The following is a 12,323-nucleotide window of genomic DNA, read 5'->3' on the forward strand; positions in this document are numbered from 1 at the left end:
CGTGTCGGCGCTGGCAGCGACGTGGCCGATCGTAGCCGCAGTCAGTGCCCGGGTGTCGGGATCGGGAAACGAAAGCGCTGCCTCGAACTCGGCGGCGACCGCTGCGACGGCGGCAGGATCACGGTGAGCGACATCGCCGAGACAGCCGATCGCGCTGTGTCGCAGCGACCGGTCGTCGTGGGCCACGAGCGCGGCTGCGTCGGTGACGAACTCGAGCGACGGCAGCGTCGCCTCGGAACGTGCCAACCGACCGAGCGCGCGAAGCGCCGGCCCACCGTTCTCGGTCGGATTCACCGAGAGCGCGTCGACAAGGATCGGTCCTGCCGGTTCGACTGCCGTCGGCGCGTATTCCGAGACGTGTGCGATCGCCTCGATCCCACAGCGATCGTAGCCACGGCGACGCTCGAGGACGTCGGCGATCGCGTCGGCGTGCTCGGCGACGACATCAGGTCGCTCGGCCGCGACAGCCGCGAGGGCGCGGAGGAGATCGCACGCGATCGACTGGTCGGCATGCTCGTGGGCGACGGCCACGAGCGTTCCACTCGAGGGTGCGACGTCGGTGGGTGCTTCGGCCGCCAGTGCGGCGAGACAGGCAGCGATCTCGTCGTGAAAGTCGAGGTCTGGCTGCTCGAGCAGTGCCCGGAGTTTCGGCACCGTCGGGACGTACGCCGCGGCCCGTTCTTCGTCCTCGATTGCGGTTCGAATCCGGCGCACGGCAGCCCGTTGGTCGGCCGAGACGTGACCGTCGAGTTGTGCGAGAACCGACGGGAGATCGGCTCTGGCAGCCCCCCGACCACCAGGCTCGACGGTCTCCCCCCCTTCCCGGTTCATTGTGTCCTCTGCATGGAGGATAACCGGTAAAAACATTCTGGCTGACCGACGCCTCGAGACACCTCGACATGGACGACCGGCGGTCGGCTGCTCTAGGCGAGCCACTCGTCGGGCTTGGTGTCGTAATCGACGTCGTCGGCAGCGAGGTGCTCGACTTCGTCCCACGGCACGTCTTCGGTCGTCACCGTCTGGCCGTCGTAGCGGATCAGCTTGCCCTGCTCTTCGGGTTCGGGCTCGCGGTTGCGCCGTTTTGCCACCTCGATGTCGTGGTCGTCGACCTCCTTGACGATCGTCAGCAGGTTCACCGGCCGCCCCCACAGCTCGAAGATCCGTTTGAGAGTCTCTTTGGCCTGTCCGAGATCGAGCATGACGCCGTTGTACTGGTGACCAAGCAGGAGTTCGTTGGCGTTGTTGTAGTTGCCGTCGTAGACCGCGATGGTCGGCTTCCCGAAGTTGGTAAACTGCAACAGCAGCTTCTTCTTGACGTCTTCGGCCGCATCGCTCGTGACGTGGAACTGGCCGGTCGCCTGCGAGTGCTCGTAGGTGAAGTAGTTGTTCTCGGTGATGAACTCCTGGGTCAGGAACTCATCCAGGAACGTCACGTCGTTGTGACTCTCCCGGACGTCGAACAGCCGATCCCAGCCGGCGGTGAAGTCGACATCTGCGAGTGCCTCCTCGACCGACGAGTACCGGGCGTCGTCGAACAGGTAGCGGCCGATCCGCTCGAGTTCGTTCTGATTGACACGCGCGAGAAAGCCACGGTTCTGCCGTTTGACCAGCGAGTAATGTCGCCGGGCCAGTCCCTCGTAGGTCAGTACCTTCCAGGGGTACGCCTCGACGTCGATCTCGCCAGCGCGGGCCCGCTCGAGGGCCTCATGATCGACCCACTCATCTCGAACGTCCGCGAGCTCGTCGAGCGTGTCGGGGGTGATCATCGCGAGCGCCGTCGGCGGCTCGAGCGTCTCGAGCACCGCGTCGAAGTCGACGACGTCGGTGAGGTTGCGCCAGGAGATGCCCTCGATGCGAAGCAGTCGTTCGAGGACTTCCCGACGATTCGTGGTGTTCTCGACGTACTCCCAGAGCTCCATCCCGAGGCTGTAGGGGTTGAGTCCGCCCGACGCCAGGACTTTCGCCATGTGGTCGGCGTAATTTAAGAACTCGTCGTCGCCGGCGAAGGTCTCGTCGGTCATCATCGTCGATTCCCAGTAGGCGGCCCACCCTTCGTTCATCACCTTCGTCATCTTCTGGGCGGCGAAGTAGTAGGCCTCCGCACGCATCATATCGAGGATGTCGCGTTGCCACTCTTCCATCTCGACCCCCCGGCCGGTCTCCTCGTCGTACTGCTTGCCGTGTTCGCGGACGAAGGCCAGTACGTCCTTCTGGGGCTGTTCCGGGAAGTTGGCGGTGATGTCCTCGTCCTCGAGTTTCTCGATCCACTCCTCGTTGAACACCTCGCCTTTGATCTCGTCGGAGAGCTCGAGTTCGTCTAACTTCTCGGCCAGATCCTCGTCGATCTCCGCGCCGGCCGGCCCGTCGACGTCAAGGCGGCGAGTAAAGATCTGGTGTTGATCGATGTTGTCCTCAAGGCTGAGACAGTGGTCGATCCACTTCTCGACCTCGGCACGGTCGATCTCGGGATCGGACATGTACTCGTCGATCGCCCGTGCATGGCGTTCGAGCATCGCGGCGGCGTTGACCTGGCCTTCGTCAGACTGACCGCGGGTGAACATGCCGAACCACTCGTTGTTCGCGAAGAAATCGGAGTGGGCCTCGACGTGTGTGATGACGGCCTTCTGGTCGGCTACTGTGTTCGACTCCTGCAGGAACGCGTGGGCGGGGTTGTCGTTGTTGACGATCTCGAAGGCCTTCCCGCCGCCGTACTGGCCCTGCTTTTGCTGTTTGTCGTACTGCATTCCCCACCGCCAGTGTGGGTAGCGACTCTGGAACCCACCGTAGGCGATGAGTTCGTTCATCTCGTCGTAGTCGATGATCCAGTACTTGACTGGATAGGGCTCGAGGCCGAGTTTCTGTGCGAGATTCCGGGCTTCCGTGACCGGTTCCTCGAGATCGCTTGCGATCGCCTGTTTGCGGAAGCGATCCGCGTTGGAGTTGCGCTTACTCATTTGTCTCACCCTCCGTCGAGAGGATTTCGTAGATCGCGTCGGTGACGTCGTCTTTGCTGTTGACGTAGGCCACCGCGACGTCGTCGGCGTCGGTCCCGAAGTGGCGCTCGAGTTCCTCGGCGTGGGTGGCGTTGATCGCGTTGCCGCTTGGCTGGGTCTCCACGTAGGCGTGGAGATTGGCTGGAATCTCCTCCATCAGCGGGACCACGCGCTCGCTGGTGTCATTTGAAGAGTTCTCGGAGTCACCCGCAGCGAAGACATACCGGTTCCAGTCGCTCCAGGGGTACTCCTCTAACAGTTCGTTCGCGAGTTCGTAGGCGCTCGAGATTTTGGTCCCGCCGCCGCTGCGGATGCCAAAGAACTCGTCGCGCTCGACTTGCCAGGCGTCGGCGTCGTGGGCGATGTAGACGAACTCGGCGTTGTCGTACTTGCCCTGGAGATACCAGTCCAGTGGCGTAAACGTCCGCTCGACGAGCTCGCGTTTCTTCTCGCGCATCGAGCCCGAGACGTCGCGGATGTTGACGACGACGACGTTCTTCTCTTTCTCTTCGATGATCTCGGGGTGGCGGTAGCGTTCGTCCTCGCGGCGGAAGGGAACGTGGTCGATCCCCTCGCGGCGGATCTTCTGTTGGACGTCCTCGCGCTCGACGTGGTCTTCGACTTCCTCGATCGAGGCCCACGTGCCGCGTTCCGAATCGGGGATGTCCTTGTAAGCCTCTTCGATCCAGGCCATCGAGACTGGAAGGTTCTCGCCGCGAGCCCACTCGAAGACCTCGCGCGGGGAGATGTCCTCGACCTTACAGAGTTCGCGCAGGAACTCCTCGTCGAAATCCATCGCGAGCTTGCGCTTGAGCCCCTCCTTGAACATTCGCTCGAAGTCGAGCGTGCTGTTCGGCCCGGTCCGGGTGAGGTCCGTAAACGGCCCCTCCTTTTCCTCGACGACCGTCTTGCCCTTCGGATCGAGATCGAGCCCGAGTTCCTCGTCGAGTTCTTCGGCGAACTCCTCGGGGTCCATCTCGTAGTATTCGTGCTCGCCGCCCTCTTCGCCGGGTTCGCCGTCCTCGCCGTCGTCGTCGCCGGGCTGGGGCTGTGGCTGGCCGACCGGCTGGCCGGTATCCGGCGTGCCGTCCTCGCCCTGCCCGACGCCGCCTTTGTCGCGCTGGTCGTACTCGAATTCCGGCAGCGAGACGATCTTCACCGGAATGTTGATCTCGCCCGGCCCGCTTCTGCCGAGTTCGCCGTACTGGATGAAGTCGGACAGATCTTCGCGGCGCTCTTCGCCGACTTCACGGAATCGCTCGAGGTCGTCTCTCAGTCCCATCGGTAGCTCACCTGTCCCATAACGTGTCTGCTTGTCAGTTCGGCCGACGCCTCCGAGTAGCCAAAGAGGGAGACCAATGTGTCGATCGTGTCCGCTTTGACCGTTGCCGTCTCGGTGCCACTTGGTGGGTCGTCCCACTGGCGCGGGTCGAAGTCCTCGAAGGTGCGCTCGACGTCGTCCCAGTCGTGGCTCTCGAGGACGGTCTTGATCACCGGAATCGCTGTCAGGTCGACATCTTCGACCGAGAAGTCGGCGTCACGGTGCTCCCAGGCGTGGCGGTTCAGTGACGTGATAACCTTCTCGCGCCGGAAGTTCCGGACGCTCTCGCGGGGGAGGTTGCCCTCGTATTCGGCCTCGGAGAACCGTCCCAGGTGTTCGACCTCGAACAGCTTCATCTTCAACGGATCGGGCTCGACGCGCTCGCCGCGGTCGTTGTACAGCGGTTCGTCGGTCTCCCAGGCGTAGACGTGTTCGACGTACTCGGCGACGGTCTCTTCGTCGACGCGTTTGTCGTGCATGATCGCCTCGATGACGTCGGACTCCTGTTGGTCGTAGACGTAGTTTTTCACGGGGACGACGCGGTTTTCGAACTCCGAGCGCTCGCCCGAGGAGAACACCGGTGCGTCGGCCAGCCCCTCGACCATGGCGTTTAACACATCGCGGGGCATGACGATATCCTCGACCGGCAGATCGGCGTGGTGGCGGTCGCGGTCGGTCTGGAGCAACTCCGCGAGCGTGTCCCGCGTGTACGTCACGGGAACCCCGTGGTCGCCGTCCGTCCCGTCGTCGTTGAAGTCGAACTCCGCTTTTTCGCGGCGGCTGTCGCCCTCCTGGAGGTAGCCCTGATCGTAGATCAGCGCCTTGTCGACGAGATCCAGCCCGTTCGGGAGGTTCTCCTCGTCTAAGCGCGTGACGACCGCATACAGCGCGGCCGCTTCGATCGCATGCGGGGCGAACTCCTGGACGCGCGTCTCGCCGTCACGGTTCTTGACCGTTACTCGCACCGGCTCGCGGATCCGGTCTGCGAGTTCGTCGTAGCTGTCTGCCTCCCAGACTGCCGTCTCGCCAGTGAGCTCGCGCCGGATCAGCTCCGTCTCGAGCGAGAGGTTCGTCAGATAGCCAAACCGGTGTTTGTCCAGCCGTCGCTTGAGCGCTTTCAGCGGATCCATCCCGTTGCGGTCGGCGTGTTGGTTGAGCTGGGCCTCGAGGTCGGGGTTCGAGATAATCAGCAGCTGGCTGTCGACGTCCATCCCGATTCCTTTGTCCAATTTGACCGACTGCTCGTCGGGGACGTTCAGCAGCTTCTGGAGCAGGTCGGCGTGCTGGGCGGCGTCCTCGACGATCGTGAGGACGCCGTTGCCCTGCGAGAGGACGCCGTCGTAACTGAACGCCTGCGGGTTCTTGCGCCCGCGCGAGTCGAGTTCCTGGAGCATGCCGTGCATCCACGAGCCGACGAGCCGTTCTTTCGGTCGGCCGTCGTCCTCGCTGTGGAGCACGCCGACACCCTGGCCGACGTCGACGACGTAGTTTTTCACCCGGAGGTGATCCTCGTCGGTGATCGCCGAGAACAGCTCGTCCTCGCCTTCTCGGCGGTACCGTTCCTCGAGGTAATCGTAGGCCTCCCGGGAGAACGGGTCGAGCTGTGCGTCGACCTGGACCGGGACGTGATCGTCGAGTTCGTCGTTGAGTTGTGCGAGCAGGTCCGCACGGACGTCTTCGGGGAACACCGACAGCGGATGGACCTGGACGGGGCTTTCGTACCAGTTCTGCTCGTCGGCTGCGGTGGCGTCGCCGCCGTAGCTCAGACCCCGCTCGCCGGCGTCGGCGGTCGTAACGTTCCATTCGACGGTGTATCGGCGGCCGTCGGGCGTTTTCGAGTACTCGCGCAGCCCGTTAACCAGACAGCGCTTGAGCTCCGACTTGCCGGTCGCGGTCGGCCCCTCGAACCAGATGATCTTCTCGTCTTTCGCTCGACCGGCGGCGATCGACCGCAGGTCGTCGACGAATCCGTTTAATACCTCTGTGTTACCCAGAATGGCGTGCTCGCCGTCGTTGTGCGGATCGTCGAAGAAGCGATACCGCTCTTTCTCTTCGCCTTCCTCGACCACGGTCCGGGTGCCGGCGGCTTCGATCGCCTCGAGCAGATACTTCGAGGCGTGAGAGGCAATCGACGGGTTCTCGAAGATCCGATCGACGTACGCCGCGAGGCTCATCGGCTCCTCGTATGTCTCCTCTAGGGTGCGGTCGGCGTCACGGACGTAGTCGGTTCCTCGTGGCATGTTAGTCTTCCATCTCGGCTTTGGCGACCTCCGCGCCGGCGAACTCGAGTACTTCCTTGGCTCCTTCCTCGGAGTAGCCCTGTTCGATCAGCGCGTCGATCCACGACGAGCGTTCGTCGTCGTCGAACTCGTTGGCGCTGACCAGCGCGGAGAAGTTGATGTTGTGTTTCTTGTCCTCCCAGAGTTTGCGCTCGAGGGCACGACGCAGGCGCTCGTTGTCCTGTGGGTTGAACGCCTCGCCTTCGCGAGCGCGTCGGGAGACCCAGTTCGAGACTTCCTGGCGGAAGTCCTCTTTGCGATCTTCGGGGATGTCGAGTTTCTCCTCGACCGATCGAAGGAACGTCTCGTCGGGCTCCTGTTCGCGGCCGGTGAGTTCGTCCTCGATGGTGTCGTCGTCGATGTAGGCCATCACGTGGTCCATGTACTTCTCGCCCTGGCGTTGGATCTCGTCGATGTCGTAGGCCAGCGCGTGGCGGACGTCCTCGATGGCGCGCTCGCGGTACTCCTCGCGGACCGTCTCGAGGTAGCGGTAGTACTTCTCGAAGTTGTCCTCCGGAATGGAGCCGTGGTGCTCCAAGTTCTCCTCGAAGAAGTTGAACACCGTCAGCGGCGAGAGGAAGCCGCGCTGGCGGTGTTTCGAGTCCATGATCGCCTCGGCGATCTCGTCACCGATAAACCGGGGTGAGATACCGACCATGCCCTCGCCGATCTCGGCTTTCCCCTCGGCCTCTTCGCGGAGCTTCTTGACGTCGATGTCGTCGCCCTCGTCGATCTCACCGTTGTAGGCTTTGGCTTTCGAGAGCAGATCGACGGTCTCGGTGTCGGGCTCTTCGATGCGCGTGAGGACGCCGAACAAGCCCGCCATCTCCAGGGTGTGGGGCTCGACGTTGATGTCGGGGACGTCGGCGTTGTTCAGCATCTTGTTGTAGATCAACGCCTCGTCTTCGTAGGAGAGGACGTAGGGGAAGTCGATCCGCTTGGTGCGGTCGTTAAAGGCCTCCATCTTCTCGTCGCCCTTCTTGTCCTTGTACTCGGGCATGTTCGTCCGCCCGACGATCACCTGGTCGATGTCGATGCGGGGGTTGTTCTTGGGCTTGATCGTCTGTTCCTGCGTTGCGTGCAGGAAGTCGTAGAGGAACTCCCGCTGGAGTTTGAGCAGTTCCTCACCGGAGAAGATCCCACGGTTTGCGTTACAGAACGCCCCCGAGTAGTCGAACGCACGCGGGTCCGATTCGCCGTAGATGGCGATCTTGGAGTAGTTGACGTCGCCGGTGAGTTCGGTCTCGTCCTGGTTTTTCTTGTCCTTGGGCTCGAAAGTTTCCAGTCCCTGCCGTTTGTTCTCGTCGGCGACAAAGCGGATGATCTCGACGTGATTTTCGAGGACCTGCTGGAGATCGTCGTCGTAGTACGCGAGCAGCCTGTCCATGTAGAACTCGCTTTCCGGATCCAGCGCCTGCTCGTTCTGGATGGTGTAGGGTGCATCGAGGTTCTCGTTGAGATCGTCGATGACACGCTGGCGCTGCTCGAGTGGCAGCAAGACGAGCGGGTCTTGGTTCATCGGCGAGCGGACGACGTCGTCGGCCGGGTCCTGATCCTGGATGACGTCACAGAGGTTGGTCCACCGGAAGGTGTACATCCGGCCCTCATCGCGGAGCGTGTAGTCCTCGAAGTACCGACGGACCTGCTTGTCGAAGTGGGACTTCCCGGAGCCGACGGGGCCAAGTAGGAGCTTGATCCGGCGTTCGGGGCCCAACCGGCGGGCACCCGACTTGACCTTGTTGACGAACTCGTGGATCGACTGGTGGATCACCTTCCCGTAGAAGGTGTTCTCGCCGTTGCCCAGCGGATCCTCGCTTGCGAGCTGGTACTCGACCATCCCTTCGGTCTCGTCATAGGTGGTGCCGTAGTAGTCGAACATGTCCGCGACGCGCTGGTGGGCGTTGCGGGCGATCTTCGGGTCCTCGTAGACGGCTTCTAAGTACCAGTCGAAAGACTTGGTTTCCCGCAGGTCTGCGGGCATCGATTCCTTGTAATCCGTACTGAGCTGCTCGAGTGTCTCGATGTCACCGGTCATGGTATCATTGGGTGCGGGTTCCCCCGGTTGCGGTCGTCCGTGATCGCACGGGACGTGAAAGCGGACGTCGGTCGACCTACCGAGCCGTCTCGTGGCTGCACTGTCGAACTCCGTCGCGGTACCCGGCGTGACGGGGTCGGCTCGCCTCGTGTCGATGGAATTGCTGCTGGCTCCTCGAGCGGGGTCCCGGGGAGCGTAGCCCTGGCGTGGGCGGCTGTATGGTGTGTCATGTGTCACCTATCACCACTTTCCGTCGCGTGACACCCTCACGGGAATCAAGCAACGGTGCGCCGGGGACGGGCGCGGAGTGGATCGGTCCGGCGAACGGATACCGATAGTATTTAATGAGTGAGTAATCCAGCTACTTAGCCTTAGCCCCAAAAGGTATTTGTCAGGACTTAATTCCAAGAAAATACTGCCAGAAGCCTATGTTGATGGTAGGTATCACACCCCACATTCGGCGATCTACCACATAAGTTGTGGGCCTGCAATGGCCGTGTTCGCTCGCGCGCGCCAGTCCGCCGGTCTGCGAGACGCTCGAGTCAGCTTCGTCATGACGAGCTAGCGGTCGGTCTCCCCAGTGACGGTGACGGATGATCACCGCCTTGCAAATCAGCTGGGACGCCTGCGATCGGGTGGGGACGGACCGGTGTCCGGCAGTATATACGGTCGGCACGCCTACCGACTGGCATGTCGGATTCGGACGGAAACGGTGGCATCGATCGCTCGAGCGTGCCGGACGGCTGGGAGGTCTGGAGTGAGGGGGCCGACGGCCGGCTCGTCCTCGCGTATCGGCCCGACGTCTTCAACGCCGCGGACTTCCCCGCGCCGTGTCTGCCGACGCTGTATCTCACACACGGCAAGCGAACCCGGCGTCCGGGCGTCAACCCCGCCGACACCGCCGATTCCGAAGACTGGTTCGTCACGCTCTACCTCGAGCCGGACGTCTCGCTCGACGAGACGATCCGCGTCCCGACCCGCGAGGCGGCCATCGAGCGGACCGTCGAACTCGCTCGGCAGTTCGACGCTGGCGAGATCGACTACCGCGAGCTGTATCAAGTGCCACGGGAGGCATACTTCGAGCGTCTCGATGAATTGACCGGCGGCGATCGCGACGACTGATACTGCCGGGGTGTCGGCTGGCCCGTCGGGACGTGACCCTTAACCGCCAGTGGCGACTACCGATTCCTATGTCGACCGTTACGCTCATCGGCTCCCGGCTAGCCGAACCGGGAACCGAGTTCGTCTACGAGGGCGAAGCCGACGCCTGCGCCGGCTGTCCCTACCGCAGTCAATGTCTCAATCTCGAGCCGGGCAAGAAATACCGCGTCACCGAGATCCGAGAGAACGCACAGACGCTCGAATGTGCGATGCACGACGATGGGGTCCGTGCCGTCGAGGTCGAGCCCGCGCCCACGCGTGCGAACATCACATCGAAGGGCGCGTTCGCCGGTAGTAAGACGAGTCTCCCCGGCCCCTGTCCGTACGTCGCGTGCCCGAGCCACGAGTACTGCGAGCCTGACGGCGTCTCATTCGACGAGGAGTACCGCATTCGAGAGATCATCGGCGAACCACCGCACGAGGTCTGCCATCTCGACCGGTCGCTCGAACTCGTCGAACTCGAGACCGACGACTGAGACGGTCTGCTACCACTGCGTCCCGGCACACCCCATGACGGGTTGCGGGTGCGCCAAAACTGACTATGAGGAGTCCGTATGACGAGGAACCAGTCAGTGAACCGACGTACTTGGCCGACGCGTCACGAGCGGGGCTGTCACTATGCTTCGAGGTCGTCCTCGTCGAGCCAGGAGCCGGCCCAGCACTCGATTTCGCCGAAGACAGGCTCGAGCGATTCGCCCTTGTCGGTGAGGCTGTAGTACGTCGCGATCGGCGCGTCTTCCTCGAGTCGGCGTTCGACAAAGCCCATCTCGCCGAGGTCGTCGAGGACACGCGAGAGGGTCCGTGCGTTCGCGCCGGTCGACCGCTTCAGTTCGTTAAACCGCTGTTCGCCGTCCAGCAGTTCGTGCAAGACGGCAAGTCGCCACTTGGAGCCGATCTGCTCGAGGGAGGCGATGACAGGACAGGCGTCGGCGGTTTGCTCGTGTGGCGTCGTCTCTGGGGATGACATCGATAAGACCTGTCCATTCGTAGCGGGCGGTCGGTCTTAGTGGTTCGGATCCGAACCAGCTAACGAAACGATAGTATTTTCCAGCTCAGCCCCGTCCCGTCTCAGACATCAGTTCGCGTCCGTCGATTCAGGTGGCCCTACACCGAGCCGGCCCTCGACGAACGAAGCGAAGTCCGCAGCGAACGTTTCGACTTCGTCCCAATCGGTATATTCGTAGTCTCGAGACGTGTCCGTGTCGCCGGTCGCCGTCTTCGCGATCCGTTTCATTACCAGCCGCTTGAGAAAGCCGTACTTCGAATACCGGAGCGCGCCACCGAAACGGGCGATGCGGTCAGGATGCCAGTCGGTGTCCTCGAGGAACGTCTCGACGTACCCCGCCGCCTCCGCCTGTCGTGACTCGTCGGCGACTGCGGATGACATCGAGAGTTGGAAAAACCCCGTTGGCCGGGCAGCCAGTTGTTCGCGATGCTCGATCACGAACGTCCGAACCGACTGCTGGTGGGTCCCCATGTGGACCGATGCGCCGACGAGGACGGCGTCGAACGCCTCGAGATCGACCGCGGATGGCAGATCGTCGGCGCGTATCGCGGTCGCATCGTGGCCGCGCCCGGTAAGGACATCGACGATTCGGTCGGCGACCGTCGCCGTCTGTCCCTCTCCGGTACCGTAACAGACGAGAATCGAAACCATTGGCGGCTTCCGATGTAATACACCGTGCAACCGCATAAAGGAGGTCGGCGAACTGGCCTCGCTGATGGCGGTCGCCGCGACCGGCTGTGGACCCAAATAATTAGACAGTGTTTGTGGTAACACTGCTATGGATATCTGCGAGGCGCTTCGGGCCGAATCCGGCGTCGTCGCCGTCGTCGGTGCCGGTGGCAAAAAGACGACCCTCTATACGCTGGCTGCACGGGCCAGCGAGTCGGACCGCCGAGCGGTCGTGACCGCGACAGTTCGGATCCCGATTTTCGACCGCCACGTCGAGGACGTCATCGTCACCGACGAGCCGGTGGCAGCACTCGAGCGAGCGGAGGCATGGCCGGTCGGCGTCGTGTCCGAACGCGAGAACGAGGATCGGTACGTGGGGTACGATCCCGAGATGATCGACGACCTTGCCGCGGTCGATGTCGCCGATGTCGTGCTTGTCAAAGCTGACGGAGCACGGACGCGTGAATTCAAAGCGCCGGGCGAGCACGAACCACAACTTCCCCAATGCACCACGACGGTGGTCCCGATCGCGAGCGTCCAGGTAGTCGGAAAGCCACTCGCTGCTGAACACGTCCACCGACCGGAACGAGTGGCCGCGATTACGGGACGCGAACTCGGTGAGACGATCCGACCCGTGGATGTCGCCGACGTGCTCGCGAGCGAGCGCGGCGGGCTGAAAGGGGTCCCGGACGGCGCAACCGTCGTCCCACTGCTCAACAAGGTCGACGACGCGACTCACCGGCGGGACGCCGAGGAAATCGCGACGACCCTCTTCGAGCGAGCCCCAGCCGTCTCCCGCGTGGTACTGGCACGACTGATCGACGACGACCCGGTGATCCAAGTGCTCGAGCGCTAAGAC

General features: G+C 62.8%; 10 protein-coding genes. 3 read left to right on the forward strand and 7 right to left on the reverse strand.

The window, feature by feature from the left end; all coding sequences use genetic code 11:
- The 5 genes from BDK88_RS14475 to BDK88_RS14495 all read right to left on the reverse strand — a co-directional run.
- The coding region (locus tag BDK88_RS14475; protein WP_207225302.1) for a HEAT repeat domain-containing protein at positions 1 to 831 on the reverse strand (831 nt) is incomplete at its 3' end.
- Positions 832 to 923: 92 nt separating this feature from the next.
- The gene (locus BDK88_RS14480; protein WP_130501041.1) at positions 924 to 2,954 is read right to left on the reverse strand and encodes a SpoVR family protein; all 2,031 of its coding nucleotides are present in this window, start codon (positions 2,952 to 2,954) and stop codon (positions 924 to 926) included.
- Complete coding sequence (locus tag BDK88_RS14485) at positions 2,947 to 4,275, reverse strand: YeaH/YhbH family protein (protein ID WP_130501042.1); 1,329 nt, start codon at positions 4,273 to 4,275, stop codon at positions 2,947 to 2,949. Before BDK88_RS14485 ends, BDK88_RS14480 begins: the two co-directional genes overlap by 8 nt.
- Complete coding sequence (locus BDK88_RS14490) at positions 4,266 to 6,554, reverse strand: PrkA family serine protein kinase (RefSeq protein ID WP_130501062.1); 2,289 nt, start codon at positions 6,552 to 6,554, stop codon at positions 4,266 to 4,268. The genes BDK88_RS14485 and BDK88_RS14490 overlap by 10 nt, the downstream gene beginning before the upstream one ends.
- A 1-nt stretch (position 6,555) precedes the next feature.
- The gene (locus BDK88_RS14495) at positions 6,556 to 8,628 is read right to left on the reverse strand and encodes a PrkA family serine protein kinase (RefSeq protein ID WP_130501063.1); all 2,073 of its coding nucleotides are present in this window, start codon (positions 8,626 to 8,628) and stop codon (positions 6,556 to 6,558) included.
- A gap of 690 nt (positions 8,629 to 9,318) precedes the next feature.
- Here BDK88_RS14495 and BDK88_RS14500 point away from each other — a divergent pair.
- Positions 9,319 to 9,750 carry a DUF5820 family protein gene (locus tag BDK88_RS14500; RefSeq protein ID WP_130501064.1) on the forward strand — a complete coding sequence of 144 codons (432 nt, stop codon included), beginning with the start codon at positions 9,319 to 9,321 and terminating at the stop codon, positions 9,748 to 9,750.
- A gap of 68 nt (positions 9,751 to 9,818) precedes the next feature.
- Positions 9,819 to 10,265 carry a UPF0179 family protein gene (locus BDK88_RS14505; RefSeq protein ID WP_130501065.1) on the forward strand — a complete coding sequence of 149 codons (447 nt, stop codon included), beginning with the start codon at positions 9,819 to 9,821 and terminating at the stop codon, positions 10,263 to 10,265.
- A gap of 140 nt (positions 10,266 to 10,405) precedes the next feature.
- Here BDK88_RS14505 and BDK88_RS14510 read toward each other — a convergent pair whose 3' ends face one another.
- Both BDK88_RS14510 and BDK88_RS14515 read right to left on the reverse strand, forming a co-directional pair.
- Positions 10,406 to 10,756 carry a winged helix-turn-helix transcriptional regulator gene (locus tag BDK88_RS14510; protein WP_008010127.1) on the reverse strand — a complete coding sequence of 117 codons (351 nt, stop codon included), beginning with the start codon at positions 10,754 to 10,756 and terminating at the stop codon, positions 10,406 to 10,408.
- A gap of 108 nt (positions 10,757 to 10,864) precedes the next feature.
- Positions 10,865 to 11,446: a flavodoxin domain-containing protein gene (locus tag BDK88_RS14515; protein ID WP_130501066.1), complete on the reverse strand. Its 582-nt coding sequence runs from the start codon at positions 11,444 to 11,446 to the stop codon at positions 10,865 to 10,867.
- A 127-nt stretch (positions 11,447 to 11,573) separates the two neighbouring features.
- On the opposite strand from BDK88_RS14515, the gene yqeC reads away from it, so the two are divergent.
- The gene (gene yqeC / locus BDK88_RS14520; RefSeq protein WP_130501067.1) at positions 11,574 to 12,320 is read left to right on the forward strand and encodes a selenium cofactor biosynthesis protein YqeC; all 747 of its coding nucleotides are present in this window, start codon (positions 11,574 to 11,576) and stop codon (positions 12,318 to 12,320) included.
- The last annotated feature ends 3 nt before the right edge of the window (positions 12,321 to 12,323 follow it).

Source organism: Natrinema hispanicum (assembly GCF_004217335.1).
GTDB lineage: Archaea > Halobacteriota > Halobacteria > Halobacteriales > Natrialbaceae > Natrinema > Natrinema hispanicum.